The 17,546-nt window shown below is 71.5% G+C and carries 15 protein-coding genes; 7 read left to right on the top strand and 8 right to left on the bottom strand.

The features are described from left to right. The first annotated feature begins 71 nt into the window (after positions 1-71). Entirely contained in the window at positions 72-1,310 is a 1,239-nt protein-coding gene (locus tag ACTJK8_RS07910; protein ID WP_012317616.1) for an argininosuccinate synthase, read from the top strand. A 46-nt stretch (positions 1,311-1,356) separates the two neighbouring features. On the opposite strand, the gene ACTJK8_RS07905 is transcribed toward ACTJK8_RS07910, so the two are convergent. After that, positions 1,357-2,001: a hypothetical protein gene (locus ACTJK8_RS07905; RefSeq protein WP_012317617.1), complete on the bottom strand. Its 645-nt coding sequence runs from the start codon at positions 1,999-2,001 to the stop codon at positions 1,357-1,359. Between the two features lie 62 nt (positions 2,002-2,063). Beyond that, complete coding sequence (mtgA, locus tag ACTJK8_RS07900; protein ID WP_373866300.1) at positions 2,064-2,834, bottom strand: monofunctional biosynthetic peptidoglycan transglycosylase; 771 nt, start codon at positions 2,832-2,834, stop codon at positions 2,064-2,066. Between the two features lie 35 nt (positions 2,835-2,869). Between mtgA and ACTJK8_RS07895 the strand changes: the two genes are divergently transcribed. Continuing rightward, the gene (locus tag ACTJK8_RS07895) at positions 2,870-3,841 is read left to right on the top strand and encodes a polyprenyl synthetase family protein (protein ID WP_012317619.1); all 972 of its coding nucleotides are present in this window, start codon (positions 2,870-2,872) and stop codon (positions 3,839-3,841) included. Positions 3,842-4,043: 202 nt separating this feature from the next. On the opposite strand, the gene mmsB is transcribed toward ACTJK8_RS07895, so the two are convergent. The 4 genes from mmsB to ACTJK8_RS07875 all read right to left on the bottom strand — a co-directional run bounded on the left by mmsB (position 4,044) and on the right by ACTJK8_RS07875 (position 9,308). Next, positions 4,044-5,276, bottom strand: a complete 1,233-nt coding sequence (gene mmsB, locus ACTJK8_RS07890; RefSeq protein WP_440761766.1) for a multiple monosaccharide ABC transporter permease — start codon at positions 5,274-5,276, stop codon at positions 4,044-4,046. Beyond that, positions 5,273-6,808, bottom strand: a complete 1,536-nt coding sequence (mmsA, locus tag ACTJK8_RS07885; RefSeq protein ID WP_440761765.1) for a multiple monosaccharide ABC transporter ATP-binding protein — start codon at positions 6,806-6,808, stop codon at positions 5,273-5,275. The genes mmsB and mmsA overlap by 4 nt, the downstream gene beginning before the upstream one ends. Before the next feature lie 101 nt (positions 6,809-6,909). Beyond that, entirely contained in the window at positions 6,910-7,983 is a 1,074-nt protein-coding gene (chvE, locus tag ACTJK8_RS07880) for a multiple monosaccharide ABC transporter substrate-binding protein (protein ID WP_266285337.1), read from the bottom strand. A gap of 575 nt (positions 7,984-8,558) precedes the next feature. Further along, a complete protein-coding gene (locus tag ACTJK8_RS07875; protein ID WP_024831046.1) occupies positions 8,559-9,308 on the bottom strand; it encodes an SDR family oxidoreductase in 750 nt (249 codons plus the stop codon). 210 nt (positions 9,309-9,518) lie between these two features. Here ACTJK8_RS07875 and ACTJK8_RS07870 point away from each other — a divergent pair, with 210 nt between their 5' ends. The 5 genes from ACTJK8_RS07870 to mutS all read left to right on the top strand — a co-directional run bounded on the left by ACTJK8_RS07870 (position 9,519) and on the right by mutS (position 15,892). Then, entirely contained in the window at positions 9,519-11,252 is a 1,734-nt protein-coding gene (locus tag ACTJK8_RS07870) for a patatin-like phospholipase family protein (protein WP_440761764.1), read from the top strand. 101 nt (positions 11,253-11,353) lie between these two features. Further along, complete coding sequence (locus tag ACTJK8_RS07865; protein WP_029359879.1) at positions 11,354-11,557, top strand: hypothetical protein; 204 nt, start codon at positions 11,354-11,356, stop codon at positions 11,555-11,557. A gap of 69 nt (positions 11,558-11,626) precedes the next feature. Then, on the top strand, positions 11,627-12,484 hold the full coding sequence (locus ACTJK8_RS07860; RefSeq protein WP_029359878.1) for an alpha/beta fold hydrolase: 858 nt from the start codon (positions 11,627-11,629) through the stop codon (positions 12,482-12,484). 239 nt (positions 12,485-12,723) lie between these two features. Further along, positions 12,724-13,032 (top strand): hypothetical protein, encoded by a 309-nt coding sequence (locus ACTJK8_RS07855; RefSeq protein WP_012317627.1) that lies wholly within the window; start codon positions 12,724-12,726, stop codon positions 13,030-13,032. A 142-nt stretch (positions 13,033-13,174) separates the two neighbouring features. After that, positions 13,175-15,892, top strand: a complete 2,718-nt coding sequence (mutS, locus tag ACTJK8_RS07850) for a DNA mismatch repair protein MutS (RefSeq protein ID WP_012317628.1) — start codon at positions 13,175-13,177, stop codon at positions 15,890-15,892. Positions 15,893-15,932: 40 nt separating this feature from the next. Here the strand turns inward: mutS and ACTJK8_RS07845 are convergent, their stop codons facing one another. Both ACTJK8_RS07845 and ACTJK8_RS07840 read right to left on the bottom strand, forming a co-directional pair. Continuing rightward, positions 15,933-16,370, bottom strand: a complete 438-nt coding sequence (locus tag ACTJK8_RS07845; protein ID WP_012317629.1) for a response regulator — start codon at positions 16,368-16,370, stop codon at positions 15,933-15,935. A gap of 57 nt (positions 16,371-16,427) precedes the next feature. After that, positions 16,428-17,504, bottom strand: coding sequence for a histidine kinase dimerization/phosphoacceptor domain -containing protein (locus ACTJK8_RS07840; RefSeq protein WP_046154842.1), 1,077 nt, complete (start codon positions 17,502-17,504; stop codon positions 16,428-16,430). Positions 17,505-17,546 lie beyond the last annotated feature (42 nt).

Genomic DNA, 17,546 nt, shown 5'->3' with positions numbered 1-17,546 from the left:
TGGCGCGCCGGTTGCAGGCCGGTGACACCCGCGATAAGCCGCAGACGCCCCGTCCCAGTTCCGGAAGCCGCATGTCCGTCCCCGCGAAGAGCCCCGTGAAGAAGGTCGTGCTGGCCTATTCCGGCGGCCTCGACACATCGATCATCCTGAAGTGGCTGCAGACCACCTACGGCTGCGAGGTCGTGACCTTCACGGCCGATCTCGGCCAGGGCGAGGAGCTGGAGCCCGCCCGCCGCAAGGCGGAGCTGCTCGGCATCAAGCCCGAGAACATCTACATCGAGGACCTGCGCGAGGAATTCGTCCGCGACTACGTCTTCCCGATGTTCCGGGCGAACGCCGTCTACGAGGGCGTCTACCTGCTCGGCACCTCGATCGCCCGGCCGCTGATCGCCAAGAAGCAGATCGAGATCGCCGAGAAGGTCGGCGCCGACGCGGTCTGCCACGGCGCCACCGGCAAGGGGAACGACCAGGTCCGGTTCGAGCTCGGCTACTACGCGCTCAAGCCGGACGTCACGGTGATCGCGCCCTGGCGCGAGTGGGACCTGCGCTCCCGCGAGCAGCTCATCGCCTTCGCCGAGCAGCACCAGATCCCGATCGCCAAGGACAAGCGCGGCGAGAGCCCGTTCTCGGTGGACGCCAACCTCCTGCACGCCTCCTCCGAGGGCAAGGTGCTGGAGGATCCGGCCGTCGAGGTGCCGGACTACGTCTACTCGCGCACGCTCTCGCCCGAGGAGGCGCCCGACCAGCCGACGATCATCACGATCGGGTTCGAGCGCGGCGACGCCGTCTCGATCGACGGCGAGAACCTGTCGCCCGCGAGCCTGCTGGCCAAGCTCAACGAGCTCGGCCGCGCCAACGGCATCGGCCGGCTCGACCTCGTGGAGAACCGCTTCGTCGGCATGAAGAGCCGCGGCATGTACGAGACGCCCGGCGGCACGATCCTGCTGCCGGCGCACCGCGCCATCGAGTCGATCACGCTGGACCGGGGCGCCGCGCACCTCAAGGACCAGCTCATGCCGCAATATGCCGAGCTGATCTACAACGGCTTCTGGTTCTCGCCGGAGCGCGAGATGATCCAGGCCCTGATCGACAAGAGCCAGGAGAAGGTCACCGGCACGGTGCGGCTGAAGCTCTACAAGGGCGGCGTCCACGTCGTCGGCCGCGAGAGCCCGCACTCGCTCTACGACCAGGATCTCGTGACCTTCGAGGAGGGTGCGGTCGCCTACGATCACCGCGACGCGGCCGGGTTCATCAAGCTCAACGCCCTGCGGCTGCGCACGCTGGCCCAGCGGAAGAAGCGCGAGGGCTGAGCCCGCTTCCGGTCGCCGCCGCGCGGGCGGCGACCGGCCTCGGCCGTCAGGCGGGCAGCCAGCGCTCGGCCGCCCGACGGAAGTCACCGGGTCCGAGATCGGCGTAGCGCAGGAAGATCTGCAGCGCGGGCTGCAGCTCGCGGTGGAGGCGCACGAGCCGCGTCTCCGCGTCCTCGTCGTCGTTCGCGGCCGCGCCCGGCACGCCGGCGAGATGGCGCTTCATCGCGTCCGTGTAGGCGCCGTCCGCGCCGTAGGGCCGCTCCGGATCGACGCGCGGCACCCCCTGCTCGGCATTCCACCCGATATGCAGCCGCGGGATCAGGGCGAGGTGCTCGGGCGTCACCGCGAAGGTGATGACGTCCGGTGTCTCGCCGGTCGCCGCGTCGCGGAAGACGTCGCCGACCGCGCTCGGGTCGAGCTTCGCCAGGCCGTTGTGGTACTGGTACCGGCCCGGCTTCAAGTGCGCGTTCTGAACGAAGACCGCGAGGCCGTCCTCCAGCGCCCGGTGCTCCTCCTCGGCGCCCTCGTCGTCGCCGGTGACGTTGGCGATGTCGCCGTCGCGATCCAGGCTGCCGTAGGGCGCCGCGGGGTGGATGGTCGGTGCGCCCGGCGCGGCGCCGCCCCAGGCGACGACCATCCGGCGGATCAGGGCGATGCGCTCCAGGCTCAGGTCGTAAACGGCATCGCTCATCGTGGGTCGGTCCCGGGTCTCACGCTTGGAAGGCCCGTCTTACAGAGGCGCACCGCCCCCTGCTACCGCCGCAGGCAGCCCGTCAGCCCGTCGATCTGCCCCATCATGGCCTGGATCCGCGCGGCCCGTCGGCGCACGCCGGGAGAGGGCCGGCCGGCGCTGCGGGTGATCGGGTTCGGCAGGACGGCGGCGAGGAGGGCGGCCTCGTTGCGGGTCAGCCGGCTCGCGTCCTTGCCGAACCAGTGCCGGCTCGCGGCCTGCGCACCGTAGATCCCGTCGCCCCACTCGGCGACGTTGAGGTAGATCTCCATCATGCGGCGCTTGCCCCAGAGCGTGTCGAGCGCCAGCGCCAGCGGGATCTCGATGGCCTTGCGGATGTAGGAGCGGCCGGGCCAGAGGAAGACGTTCTTGACCGTCTGCATGGCGATCGTGGAGGCGCCGCGGCTCGGCGAGTCCTCGTCCTCGACCACGTCGCGGATCGCGCCGAAATCGACGCCGTGATCCAGGCAGAAGCGCTGATCCTCCGAGGCGATCACGGCCTGGGGCAGGGCCGGCGCGATGGCGGAGAGCGGGACCGGATCGCGGCTCACCGGCTGAAGCGTCAACCACCGTCCCAGCATCAGGGTCGACGGCGGCATCACCGCGCTATAGACGAGCGCCAACGTCAGCGCGAGGACGAACCCGACGGCGGGGAGCAGCAGCAGCGCTCCCACGGCCTGGCGGACGCGGCGGGAACGGCGCGGGCGCGCGAGCGGAAGGTCGCGACCTGCCGTCTCCCGCCTGCGTCGAGCCCCGTCCACCGTGAGTCCGTCCCCGCCCAACTGACACCCGATTGGTTTCCGCAAGGCCAGGACCGGACGTAAGCCCGATGACCCCGACCCCCTCAACGCAGGCACCGACCGGTTCGGTCAAGGCAGTCACGCCGGCCGCCGATTTTACCCACAGGTTGACGGAGGTCGCCGGCACCGTCGAGACCTTCCTGGTCGAGCGCCTCGGCCCCGCGGTCGGACCCGGCGAGATCGCCCGGCCGCCGCGCCTGATGGAGGCGATGCGCCACGCGGTGCTCGGCGGCGGCAAGCGCCTCCGGCCGTTCCTGGCCATCGAGACCGCCCGGATGCTCGGCGGCTCCGAGGCCGCCGCGCTGGCGGCCGGCGCCGGCGTCGAGCTGGTCCATTGCTACAGCCTCGTCCACGACGACCTGCCGGCGATGGACGACGACGACATGCGCCGCGGCAAGCCCACGGTCCACAAGGCCTACGACGAGGCCACCGCCATCCTGGTCGGTGACGCCCTGCAGACGCTGGCCTTCGAGATCGTCGCCGACCCGGCCTGGCAGCCGGACGCGCGCGTCCGCGCCGATCTCGTGCTCGGCCTCGCCCGCGCCTCGGGCCTGGGCGGCATGGTCGGCGGCCAGCTCCTCGATCTCACCGCCGAGGGCCGGTTCGGCGCGGCCAACATGGACGTGGACGACACCCTGCGGATGCAGGCGATGAAGACCGGGGCGATCCTGGCCTTCTCGGTCGAGGCCGGGGCGATCGTCGGCGGCGCCGACAAGGACCAGCGGGCCGCCCTCCTGCGCTACGGCCTCGCCCTGGGGCAGGCCTTCCAGATCGCCGACGACATCCTCGACCGGGAAGCCTCGCCCGAGGCCATGGGCAAGGCCACCGGCAAGGACAAGGATGCCGGCAAGGCGACGCTCGTCGACCGTCTCGGCATCGACGGCGCCCGCGCCGAGTGCGACCGCCTCGTCGGCGTCTGCGAGGACGCGGTGTCGTCCTGGGGGGAGGGCGCCCGCGTCCTGCGCGACGCCGCCCGCTTCACGGTCGCCCGCAAGACCTGATCGCGCCGGGCGGGGAAACCCGCCGGCCGCCTCGGGCGGCCGGGCCGGGCCCGACCACCGCGAGCACCGCGCCACGTCCGCGGTCGGCGCGCCACGGGCGGTCGCGACACCGCCGGATCGACGCGCTCCGCGGGGCGGACCCGCGCCGTCCCGATCGGGGCGATCCGAACCGGACGCGGGGCCGCGGAGCGCGCGGCGCCCGTCAGAGCCGGTTGTTCTTGTTGTGGACGTCGAGGCACACGGCGGCGAGCAGGACGACGCCCTTGATCACCTGCTGCCAGTCGACGCCGATCCCCAGGATCGACATGCCGTTGTTCATGATGCCGATGATGAAGGCGCCGATCACGACACCCGAGACCTTGCCGATGCCGCCCGCCGCCGAGGCGCCGCCGATGAAGCAGGCGGCGATCACGTCGAGCTCCATGCCGACGCCGGCCTTGGAATTCGCGGTGTTGAGCCGCGCGACGAAGATCATGCCGGCGAGACCCGCCAGCGCGCCCATGTTGGCGAAGGTCAGGAAGGTCAGCCTCTCGGTCTTGATGCCAGAGAGGCGCGCGGCCTTGATGTTCCCGCCCAGCGCGTAGATCCGGCGCCCGATCGTCGTCCGCGTCGTCACGAAGCCGTAGAGCGTCACCAGCGCCAGCAGCACGAGGAGCACGTTGGGCAGGCCCCGGTAGGCGCTCATCTGCCAGGCGAAGGCCAGGATCAGGATGGCGGTCACGCCGTTGCGGCCGATGAACGCCGCCACGGAGTCCGCCGGGCTCCCGTTCCGCAGCCGCGCCTGCCACCTTCGCCAGCCGAGCCCGATCAGCGTCGCGACCAGCGCGAGGGCGATCAGGACGGAGGTCCAGGGTCCGGCGACATTGACGAGGAAGCCCTTGGCGAGGAGCTGGAACACCTCCGGGAACGGCCCGACGGAGGTGCCCTGGAGCAGCACCTGCGTCAGGCCGCGGAACACCATCATGCCGGCCAGGGTGACGATGAAGCTCGGTATGGCGAGGTAGGCCACGAAGTAGCCCTGCAGACCGCCGATGGCCGCCCCCACCGCGAGGCACAGGAGGGCGGCCGGGACCGGGTCGACGTGGAAGCGGACCATCAGCAGGGATGCGAGCGCCCCCACGAATCCGACCACCGAGCCGATCGACAGGTCGATATGCCCGGCCACGATGACCAGCAGCATCCCGAGCGCCATCACCACGACGTAGCTGTTCTGGAGAATCAGGTTGGTCAGGTTCAGCGGCTGGAACAGGACGCCGCCCGTCGCGACCTCGAAGAACAGCGTGATCACCGCCAGTGCGACGACGAGCCCGTAGGCGCGCAGCTGCGCCACCGGCAGGCGGCCGCGCCGGGCCCGGACCTCCCCCGTCGCGGCCGCGGCGGCCGGGATGATGTCGCTGCCGGGCCTCATGGATTTGCTCGCTGTGATGTCGGTCATCCGTTCAGGCCCCTGGAGCGCATGATCGCGCGCATGATCGCTTCCTGGCTGGCCTCGCCGCGATCGAACGCGCCCACGAACCGCCCCTCGTTCATCACGTAGATGCGGTCGCAGAGGCCGAGCAGTTCCGGCATCTCGGACGAGATCATGAGGACGCCGCGCCCGTCCTCGGCCAGCTCGTTGATGATGCTGTAGATCTCGTACTTGGCGCCGACATCGATGCCGCGCGTCGGCTCGTCGAGGATCAGCACCTTGGGCTGCGTGAACAGCCACTTGCTCAGCACGACCTTCTGCTGATTGCCGCCCGACAGGTGCACGGTCGGCTGCGTCACCCCGAGGGAGCGGATGCGCATCTTGGTGCGGTAGCCGGTCGCGACCCGGTGCTCGGCCGCCTCGTCGATCACCGCGGCGGTGGAGATGCCCGGCAGGTTCGCGAGGGTCGTGTTCCGGGCGATGTCCTCGCCGAGCACCAGCCCGAGCTGCTTGCGGTCCTCGGTGACGTAGGCGAGGCCGGCCGCGATCGCCCGGTCGATCGTCGAGACGTCGACCTCGACACCGTCGATCCGGACGGTGCCCCGGATGTCCTGCCCGTAGGACCGGCCGAAGAGGCTCATGGCGAGCTCGGTCCGACCGGAGCCCATCAGGCCCGCGATCCCGACGATCTCGCCCATGCGCAGGCTCAGGCCGACGTCGCGCACCACCGCCCGCTCGGCGTGGATCGGGTGATGGACCGTCCAGTCGCGCACCTCCATCAGCACCGCGCCGATCCGCGGCGTGCGGACGGGGTAGCGGTTCTCCAGCGTGCGGCCGACCATCGCCCGGATGATGCGGTCCTCGTCGATCAGGCCGCCGCGGCAGTCGAGGGTCTCGACGGTGGTGCCGTCGCGCAGGACCGTGATCCGATCGGCCACCTTGGCGATCTCGCTGAGCTTGTGAGAGATCAGGATCGACGCGATGCCCTGCGCCTTGAAGCGCAGCAGCAGCTGCAGCAGCGCCGCGCTGTCGGTCTCGCTCAACGACGCGGTCGGCTCGTCGAGGATCAGCAGCTTGACCTCCTTGGAGAGCGCCTTGGCGATCTCCACGAGCTGCTGCTTGCCGACACCGAGATGGGTGACGAGGGTGTCGGGGCTCTCGTCGAGTCCCACCGTCGCCATCAGCGCGCGGGCGCGGGCGTGGACACGGTCCTGGTCGATGATGCCGAAGCGGGCCGGCTCGTTGCCGAGGAAGATGTTCTCGGCGATCGACAGGTACGGCACCAGGGCCAATTCCTGGTGGATGATCACGATGCCGAGGCGCTCGCTGTCCGTGATGTCCCGGAAGTGGCCCGGCCGGCCCTCGTAGGTGATGTCGCCCGTGTAGGACCCGTGGGGATACACGCCGCTCAGAACCTTCATCAGCGTCGACTTGCCGGCCCCGTTCTCGCCGACCAGGGCGAGGATCTCGGCGGGCTCGACGGTGAGATTCACGTCGTCGAGAGCCTTCACACCGGGGAAGGTCTTGGAGATTCCCCGCATTTCGAGGACGGGCTGCATGCGGCGCCTACCAGCTCGGACTGCACGTTCGGCCCCCGCGCCGGCCATCGCGGCGCGGGGATGGGATCGGGCGGAGCCGCCGGGCTCCATCCCGGCTGCGATCACTTGAGCTGGTCGAGCGTGTAGTACCCGGTATCGACCAGGGCCTGCTTCCAGTTGGCCTGGGTGACGATCACCGGCGTGAGCAGGTAGGAGGGGACGACCTTCTTGCCGTTGCTGTAGGTCTTCACATCGTTGACTTCGGGCTGTCGGCCGGCCTCGATGGCGTCGATCATCGCCACCGCCACCTTGGCCAGATCCCGGGTGTCCTTGAAGATGGTCGCCGTCTGCTCTCCGGCGATGATCGACTTGACCGATTGCAGCTCGGCGTCCTGGCCGCTGATTACCGGCAGCTTCACGTCGCCCGAACCGTAGCCGACGCTCTTCACCGACGAGAGGATCGCCGTGGAGATGCCGTCGTAGGGCGAGAGCACGGCGTCGAGATGGGCGGTGCCGTAATAGGCCGAGAGCAGGTTATCCATCCGCGCCTGAGCGGTCGCCGCGTCCCAGCGCAGGGTGGACACCTTGTCCATGCCGAACTGGCCCGAGCGCACCACGAGCTTCCTCGCGTCGATGTAGGGCTTCAGCACCGACAGGGCGCCGTCGTAGAAAAAGTATGCGTTATTGTCGTCGGGCGAGCCGCCGAACAACTCGATGTTGAAGGGGCCCTTCCCGTCCTTCAGGCCGAGGGCGTCGACGATGGATGTCGCCTGCTGAACGCCGACCTTGTAGTTGTCGAAGGTGGCGTAGTAATCGACGTGCGGCGTCCCTTTGATGAGCCGGTCGTAGGCGATCACCCGGACGCCGCGCTCGCCCGCCTTCGACAGCACATCGCTGAGGGTCGTGCCGTCGATGGAAGCGATCACCAGGATCTTCGCGCCCGTGGTGAGCATGTTCTCGATTTGGGCGAGCTGCGTCGGGATGTCGTCGTCCGCGTATTGCAGGTCCGGCTTGTAGCCCTTGGCCTTCAGAAGCCTGACGATGTTGTTGCCGTCGTCGATCCAGCGCTGCGACGACTTGGTCGGCATGGCGACCCCGATCGGATCCCCGCCGGCCGCCTGCACCGATGTCACGGCCGACGCTCCCAGGAGCGACAGGCCCAGGAAGTATGTGAGAACGGTCTGCCTGGCGTTCATAAGCCCCCCTCATGTTCACAGCTGGACTTCGTTCTGAGCTGAAGCGAGTCCGTGCTTTTGTTTTTATCGACGCGTTGCTCTTATTACTGCGAATTGCTCTCTGACTGACCGGGTCTTTGGACAATCCTCAGCTGATGCCGGCCCGTCTGACGTCGCGCCAGCCGACCCGGATGACTTCGCCGGATCGGCAAGGCGCAGCGAGAGTCCGGCGCCGCCGACGTCCCCTCCGAGAGACCGGGCCGCGACTCCGGACTCGCCGGCCTCCAAATTTGTATGAGTTATGAAACGGGCCGTCAATCGGCCCGGACAGGGTGCCGGCACGCCGCGCGGGCTCGGGCAGGGGTGGGTGCGAAGCGGGCTCGGGCGCGGTTCGATCGCCTGCTCGCGCGCTCCGTTCGGGCGCGGCAGGGCGCACGGCCCGGAGGCAGGCAGCCGGTCGGGGTCGCGCGGCCGCTCGATCGGTGCGGCGGCCGCGGCCGCTCGGCGCGATCGGATCGGGGGTGGGCTGTGTCGAGCCTTGTCTCGTCGGGCGGAGTCGGCGCGCGTCGCTGCGCGGACCCGAGAACCGCGTCGTGTCAGCCGCGGCCGACGAACGGCATCTTGGTGGCCATGATGGTCATGAACTGCACGTTGGCCTCCAGCGGCAGGCTCGCCATGGAGAGCACGGCCTGACCGACATGGTCCGGATCCATCACCGCCTCGGCCCGCAGGGACCCGTCCGCCTGCGGGACGCCGGCCTTCATCTTGCCGCCCATGGGCGTGTCGGCGTTACCGATATCGATCTGGCCGCAGGCGATGTCGTAGGCCCGCCCGTCGAGGGAGGTCGCTTTGGTCAGCCCGGTGACGGCGTGCTTGGTCGCCGTGTAGGCGATGGAGTTCGGGCGGGGCGCGTGGGCCGAGATCGAGCCGTTGTTGATGATCCGGCCGCCCCGGGGATCCTGGTCGCGCATGATCCGGAAGGCGTGCTGCGTGCACAGGAACAGCGCCGTGAGGTTGGTGTCGACCACCTGCCGCCAGGTCTCGAGGGGCAGGTCCTCGAGGGGGACCGCCGGAGCGCCGATCCCGGCATTGTTGAACAGCAGGTCGAGACGGCCGAACTCCGCCTTGGTGCGCGCGAACAGGGCGGCGATCGAGTCGGGATCGGTCACGTCGGTGGGGACCGCCAGGGCCCCGTGGCCGATCTGCGCGGCGACCTCGTCGAGGGGGGCCTGACGCCGCCCGGAGAGGACGACGCGCCATCCGGCCCCGGCGAGCGCCAGGGCGGCGGCCTTGCCGACACCCGTCCCGGCCCCGGTCACGATCGCGATCCGCTCAAGCCCCGACATGCGTTCCTCCCGGTTCCGGTGTTTCACCGCCTGTAGCGGATGGCCGCCGCCGCGCGAAGGCACCGGCGTTTCAGATGCGGGCCGCGGTCACGGGGCGTACCGGCGGCCGCCATGCGCTATGGTGGTCGAAAGACGCGGGGATGGGAACGGAACGATGGGGTTGGGTTCGTCGGCAGGCCTGCGCGGGACGATCGAGGCGGCGGTTCCAGCGTGAGCGAACCCGAGATCCCGTTCCTGGCCGGGCTCGACGCGCCGGCGGTCGCGGCCGTGCGGGCCCGGATGGTGCCGGTGGCGGTGCCGGGCGGCCGCACTCTGTTCGAGCAGGGCGATACCGGGGACGCCCTGTACACGCTGGTCTCCGGGGCGGTCGGCGTCTCGGCCCGCGACCATGCCGGGCGGCCGACCCGGATCGCGCGCCTGCGGCCGCCCGAGACGTTCGGGGAGATGGCCCTGCTGTCGGACGCCCCGCGGGCGGCCACCGTGATGGCACTGCGCGATTCGCACCTCCTGCAGCTCACCAGGGACGCGTTCGAGGCGGTGATCGCCGAGCACCCGCACACGCTCCTCTACTTCGCCCGGATGCTCGCAGACCGCCTGCGGGCGATCTACGACGGCTACTCCGTCCACCACGCGCCGCGGATCTTCACGATCCTGGCGGTGACCGAGGGGCCGGATCCGGCGCGGGTGGCGCGGCAGCTCGCCGCCGCCTTCGACGTCCTGCTGCCCGGGGAGACCGGCTGCCTGACCGACTGGCCGGAGGGCGCCGACGAGGCGTGGTTCCAGGCCTTCGAGGGCGACCACGCGCGCACGATCTTCGCGGCGCACGACATCGATTGCCCCTGGTGCCGGCAGAGCCAGCGGCGGGGCGACCACGTCCTGCTCCTGGCCGAGCCCGGCGCGCCGCCGCGTCCGGGCGCGGCGGCCTATCTCGACCGGGTGCGCTCCGACTGGATCCGCATGGATCTCGTCGTGCGCCAGGATCCCGGGGCCCGGCGCCCGAAAGCCCTCCATCCGGAGGTCGCCGCGCTGCCGGCGGCGATGCGCATCCAGGTCCGGGACGGCGACCGCGCGGATCTGCATCGCCTCGCGCGGCTCGCCAGCGGGTCGGCCCGGGGCCTCGTCCTCGGCGGCGGTGGCGCGCGGGGGCTCGCTCATCTCGGGGTGCTCAAGGCCCTCGACGAGGTCTCCTGCGCGCCGGACTTCGTCGGCGGGACCAGCATGGGGGCGATCATCGCGGCGAGCCTCGCCATGGGCTGGAGCGTCGCGGAGATCCAGGCGCAGATCGAGGCGTTCTTCGCCACCAGCAACCCGATCAACGACTACACGCTGCCGCTGCACGCGCTGACCCGCGGCGCCAAGGTCGATGCCGGCCTCGCGGCGCGCTACGGCGGCGTGCGCATCGAGGACCTCTGGCTGCCGTTCTTCTGCGTCTCGTCGAACCTGACGACCGGCAACACCATGGTTCACCGCTCGGGCGACCTGCCGAAGGCCCTGCGCGCCAGCATCGCGATCCCAGGCCTCCTGCCGCCCGTGCTCTGCGACGAGGGCATCCTGGTCGACGGCGGCATGATGAACAACCTTCCGGCCGACGTCGCCGCCGGGCTGGAGCGCGGGCCGGTCCTGGCCGTCGATGTCGGGACCGACCGGGCGTTCCAGGACATGCCGCGGCGCGGCTGGAGCGGCCGGCTCATGCGCAAGCTGATCGGCTCGCCGCTGGCGATGCCGGGACTGGCACCGCTGCTGCTGCGCGCCGCCACCGTGTCGAGCGACTCGCAGAGCCTGATGGCGGCCGCCCACGCGACCGCGGTGCTCAAGCCGCAGCTCTCCGGCATCGACCTGCGGGCGTGGTCGCGCTTCCGGGAATCGGCGGAGCTGGGCTACCGGGAAACCCGCGCGGGCATCGCGACCGGCACCCTCGCGCGCTGGCTCGACCCGGTGCGGTGAGATGTCCGCGTGCGCAGGCGCACGCGCGGCGCCCGTGGCCCTGTAACCCAGGGCGTCCGGCGACGATCTCCGCTGCAACGCGTCGTTCGGAGACCGGACCCATGACCCAGCTCGCCACGCCCCTGACCGGCACCGTGCCCGGTTCCGCGCAAGATCGGCGCACCGCGACCGACCATTCCGCGCCGCAATCCCTGCTGCACGGCGCCGCCTTCGTGCTGCTGTGCCTCTGGACGCGGACCGCGCCGGAGCGCCTGCGCGACCAGCTCTCCCCGGAGGCCGGCGACGGCGCCGCGCTCGGCTTCTGAGCGGATCGGACCGGCAGTCGCGCGCGTTCCCCGCCGCGAGGGATGCCGGGCATGACGGAGCGCGCGAGGATGACCGTCGCGGGAGTGAAGTTTCGCCGGATCGCCCTGCCCGAGGTCGCCCTGCACGTGGCCGAGGCGGGCCCCGAGACGGGTCCGCCGACCATCCTGCTGCACGGCTTCCCGGAATCCTGGTACGGCTGGCGCCACCAGATCGGGCCCCTCGCCGAGACGGGTCTGCGGATCATCGCGCCGGACCAGCGGGGCTACGGCCTCAGCGACAAGCCTGCGGGGATCGCCGCCTACCACCTGGACCGGCTGGCCGGCGACGTCCTGGCGCTGGCCGACGCCTGCGGCGCGCCCGCGGTGCGGCTGGTCGGCCACGACTGGGGCGGCCTCGTCGCTTGGTGGGTGGCGAGCCGGCACCCCGAGCGGATCGACCGGCTGGCGATCCTCAACGCGCCGCATCCGGCCGTCGTCGGCGCCTACATGCGGCACCATCCGGGCCAGTGGCTGCGCAGCACCTACGTGGGCCTCTTCCAGCTGCCGCGCCTGCCCGAGCGGCTGCTCACGGCGGATCGCTGCCGTGCCCTGCGGCGCGCGCTGACGAGCTCCAGCCGTCCGGGCGCCTTCGCGGAGGCCGATCTCGACCACTACGTCGCGGCGTGGCTCCAACCCGGCGCGATGACCGGCATGCTGAACTGGTACCGGGCCCTGGTGCAGCTGCCCCGGGCGCGGCCGCCGCGGGTGCGGGTGCCGGTGCTGATCCTCTGGGGGCGGCGGGACACCGCGCTGCAACCCGGCCTGGCGGAGGCGAGCCTCGCGTACTGTGACGCCAGCCAACTCCGCTGGTACGAGCGGGCCAGCCACTGGCTCGCCCACGAGGAACCCGAAGCGGTCAACGCCGATCTCGCCGCGTTCCTCCGGTAGCCGCCGGGGCCCCGCGCAGGAACGCCGGCCGGTTCACGCGGGCAAGTTGCAGAACGCTATTCAGTGCACGGACGGATCTCGGAAGTCTCGGCGCCGGCGCGTTCGAGCACGCGCCGGCCGCAGCGGTAATCCGTGCGGCTTCCGGGAGCCCCGCAACATTTTTCGCCTCCCCATCCGGAACATGACGAGCACTTGTCACTTGGTGGTGGCCCACGAGGGCTGATCGGAGCTACTCCACGATGTCTTTTCGTTCTTTCCTGACCGCGGGTGTGGTCTTCGGCGGCCTTCTGGCCGGAACCGTCGCGTCGCAGGCCGCGCCCGCGATCGCGCAGCCCGGCCTCGCCGGATCCGACATGGTCGAGACCGTGGCGATGCATCGCCACCACCGCATGCATCATCACCGGATGCACCGTCATCACTCGACCCGGCACGAGCGCCGGATGCGGCGCATGAACACGATGCGGCACGGCAACCCGAACGCCCGCAATCCGTCGCGCCCGGGCTACCAGCAGCAGCTCGGCAACACCACGGGCGGCCCGCGCTACTGACATCCGACCCGCGTCCGGATCCCGCACAGGCTGCGCCGGATCCGGGCGCCATCCACCGGCGATGCGCCGTCCGGGCGCCTTCTCCCCAGCCGCGTCGGTTCGCGCAGCCTGATTCGCCCGCGGCGCTCTGCTAAGACGCGGCATGGCCCGAACCGCCGTCCGCCCCACCGCCGACACGACGCCCCCGCCCGGCCTGGACCCGGCCGGCGCGACGCCGATGATGGCGCAGTACATCGAGATCAAGGCCGCCAATCCGGACTGCCTCCTGTTCTACCGGATGGGCGACTTCTACGAGCTGTTCTTCGAGGATGCGGAGACCGCGTCCCGGGCGCTCGGCATCGTCCTGACGAAGCGCGGCAAGCACGCGGGCAGCGAGATCCCGATGTGCGGCGTGCCGGTCGAACGGTCCGACGACTACCTCAACCGTCTCATCGCCCTCGGCCACCGGGTGGCGGTGTGCGAGCAGACCGAGGATCCGGCCGAGGCCAAGAAGCGCGGGCCCAAATCCGTGGTCCGCCGCGAGGTCGTGCGGCTCGTCACCCCCGGCACGATCACGGAGGACCGGCTCCTCGACCCGGCCCGCGCCAACCTCCTCCTGGCGATCGGCCGCCGGAAGACCGGGGAGGGGGCAGTCGCCTACGGCCTCGCCGCGGTGGACATCTCCACCGGCCGCTTCTCCCTGAGCGAGGTCGCGGGCGGCGACCTGTCCGGCGCCATCGCCCGGCACGACCCGCGGGAGATCGTCCTGTCGGAGGCGATCCACGCCGATCCGGCCCTCGCGCGGCTCTGGCAGGAGAGCCGCGCCGCCGTCGTGCCCCTGGCACAGGCCGAGCTCGAGCCCGCCGCCGCCGAACGGCGCCTGCGCGAGCAGTACGGCGTCTCGACCCTGGAGGGGTTCGGCCAGTTCACCCGGGCCGAGATCGCGGCGGCCGGGGCGGCGCTCCTCTACATCGCCCGGACGCAGCTCGCGGCCCGTCCGCCCCTGGCCGTCCCGACCCGCGAGGATGGCGGCGCGACTCTGGCGATCGACGCGGCGACGCGGGCCAACCTCGAACTCACCCGCACCCTGTCGGGGGAGCGCGCCGGGAGCCTCCTCGCGACGATCGACCGGACCGTGACGGCGAACGGGGCGCGGCTGCTCGCCGAGCACCTCGCGGGCCCGCTCACCCACCTCGACGCCATCGCCCGGCGGCACGCGGCGGTGGCGTACCTGGTGGAGGACGCGCGCCTGCGCGGCGGCCTGCGCGACGCCCTGGCGCGGGCCCCCGACCTCGCCCGGGCGCTCTCGCGGACCGGGCTCGGCCGTGCGGGCCCGCGCGACCTCGCGGCCATCCGCGACGGCCTCGCGGTGGCGGCGGATCTCGGCGCCCGCCTCGCCGCCATCCCCGGTCTCCCGGTGGATCTCGCCCGGCTGGCCGAGCACCTGGCCGAGGCCGACCCGGAGCTCATCGCGACGCTGGCGGCGGCGCTCGCCGACGAGCTGCCCCTGAGCCGGCGCGACGGCGGCTTCGTGCGCGCGGGCTACCACCCGGAGATCGACGAGGCGCGGACCCTCGGCCAGGATTCCCGCAAGGTGATCGCGGCCCTGCAGGCGCGCTACGCCGAGCAGACCGGCTGCCGGACACTGCGGATCAAGCACAACAACCTGCTGGGCTACTTCATCGAGGTCCCGCAATCCGTCGGCGAGGCCTGCCTGAAGGGCCTGCAGAGCGAGTTCGTCCACCGCCAGACCATGGTGGACGCCATGCGCTTCACCAGCGTCGAGCTGGGCGAGCTGGAGTCGAAGATCTCGGGCGCCTCCGACCGCGCGCTGGCCCTGGAGGCCGCCGTCTTCGACGACCTCGCGGCCCGCGTGCTGGCCCGGGCCGAGCCCATCGCCGAGGTGGCCGAGGCGCTGGCCGGGCTCGACGTGGCGGCGAGCCACGCGGAACTCGCCGTCGAGCTCGACTGGCGGCGCCCCGTGGTCGACGAATCGCTCAGCTTCGTCGTGGTCGGCGGCCGCCACCCGGTGGTCGAGGCGGCCCTGCGCCGGGCCGGCGAGCCGTTCATCGCCAACGATTGCGACTTGTCCGGCGACACGCGCGGCCGGATCCGCCTGATCACCGGCCCGAACATGGGCGGCAAATCGACCTTCCTGCGCCAGAACGCGCTGATCGCGGTGCTCGCCCAGATGGGCGCCTTCGTGCCGGCCGCGGAGGCGCGGATCGGCCGGGTCGACCGGCTGTTCTCCCGCGTCGGCGCCGCCGACGACCTCGCCCGGGGGCAGTCGACCTTCATGGTCGAGATGGTCGAGACGGCGGCGATCCTCAATCAGGCGACGCGGCGCTCCCTGGTGATCCTGGACGAGATCGGCCGCGGCACCGCGACCTTCGACGGCCTGTCGATCGCCTGGGCCTGCCTCGAGCATCTTCACGAGGTGAACGCCTGCCGGGCGCTGTTCGCCACGCATTTCCACGAGCTGACGGCCCTCGGCGACCGGCTGGCGCGCCTCGAGAACGCGACGCTGAAGGTGGCCGAGCACCGGGACGGCGTCGTGTTCCTGCACGAGGTCGTGCCGGGGGTCGCCGAGCGCAGCTACGGGCTGCAGGTGGCCCGGCTCGCCGGACTCCCGGGCAGCGTCGTGACCCGGGCCGGGGCGATCCTCAAGAGCCTCGAGAAAGCCGAGCGGGGCCGCCCGGCCCGCGCCCGGATCGACGACCTGCCGCTGTTCGCCGCGCTCGCTCCTCCGCCGCCACCGGAGCCTCCGCGGGAGGATCCGCTGGGCGCGCTGCTCGACGCGATCGATCCGGACGCGCTGACGCCGCGCGAGGCGCTCGACGCGCTCTACCGCCTGAAGCGCGAGCGCGCGGCGCGGGGCTGAGACCCGGCGGCCGCGCCGCGGCGGCTCGGCCCGAAGATCCTCAGGTCGGCGCGGGCGAGAACCCGTCCGGGCAGGCCGGCCCGTCGCGGCCGGCCCGGCGATCGGCCACGTAGTCGAGGGTGCTGGCCACGACGCGCTCGGAATAGGGCTTGGCGATCACCCCGATCGCGCCGGCGAAATCGGCCGGGATGCGCTTGGCGTTGGCGGTCATGAACACCACCGTGGTGCGCCGGTCGGCCGACAGCGCCCGAGCCACGTCGATCCCGGTCGGGCCGTCGACGAGGTGGATATCCACGAGGGCGACGTCGGGCGCCGTGGACCGGCCGAGCGCGATGGCCTCCGTCGCGTTGCCGGCGACGCCGACCGTGACGTGCCCGAGATCGTCCAGCAGGGATTCCAGCTCGAGGGCGATCAGGGCCTCGTCTTCCACGACGAGGATGCGGAGCGCGGCGTCCGCGGCGGCGTTCCCGGTCCCCATGCGCTCCTCGTCCTCCGGCCCCGCGGCCGACGAGCTTGATGCCTCCACGTCGATTTCTCAAGCCAGCTGCTTGAGCGGGATGTCGATCTCGACGGTCGTGCCCGGACCGGCATCCGCCCAGGCGATCGTCCCGCGCATCTGCCGGACCACCATCTCCACGAGATTGCGACCGAAACCCGCCGGGTTCGGCGCCGCCGCGGCGACGCCGACGCCGTTGTCGCGGATCGTCATGTGCATCCCGCCATCGGTGCGGCGGGCGACGATCGACACGCGTCCCTCCCGCTCGTCCGGGAAGGCGTGGCGCAGGGCGTTGGCCGTCAGTTCGTGGATCATCAGCGCGAGGGGGGCCGCCATCGCGGCGGCCACCGCGATCGGTTCGACATCGGCCTCCACCCGGCGCCGCTCCGGGTCGAGGCCGGCATTCATGTCGGCCAGGAACTCGGCCGCGAAGTCGCCGAGGTTGAAGTGCGTGCAGTCGCCCTCGGAGTAGAGCATCCGGTGCGCCGTCGAGAGGGCGCCGATCCGCTCCGCCATGCCCTGGAGCGCGTCCCGCGCCTCGCCCTCGGGCGTGCGCCGCGCCTTCAGGAGCATCAGCGAGGAGATCACCTGAAGATTGTTCTTCACCCGGTGATCGACCTCGTGCAGCAGGGCGGTCTTCTGCTCCAGGGCCGCTGTCAGGTCCTGGGTCCGGGCCGCGACGAGGCGCTCCAGCTCGTCGTTGGTGCCGCGCATCGCCACTTCCATCTGGTGGACGTGGGTCATGTCGGCCTGGGCGGCGTAGAAATAGGCGAGCCCCTCCGCGTCGCGCACCGGGGTGATGGTCATCGCGTTCCAGAACGACGACCCGTCCTTGCGGTAGTTCAGCAGCTCCACCGAGATCGGCTCGGCGGCCTCGACGGCCGAGCGGATGCGCTGCACCGTCGACCGGTCTGTGGCCGGGCCCTGCAGCATGCGGCAGTTGCGCCCGACGATCTCGTCGGCGGCGTAGCCGGTGGCGGTCAGGAACGCGTCGTTGGCCCAGGCGATCGGGTTGTCGGGGGCGCGGGCATCGGTGATGACCATCGGCGACGGGCTCGACGCGAACGCGTCGACGAGCGTCGCGAGGGGCGGACCGGTCTCGGATCGGGCACTCAACGCATCATTCCACAGTCAGGCGGTGATCCCGTTCGTCCGGCG

Source organism: Methylobacterium sp. 22177, assembly GCF_052045615.1.
In the GTDB taxonomy this organism is placed as follows: Bacteria; Pseudomonadota; Alphaproteobacteria; order Rhizobiales; family Beijerinckiaceae; genus Methylobacterium; species Methylobacterium radiotolerans.
This window is presented reverse-complemented; position numbering and strand designations above follow the sequence as displayed.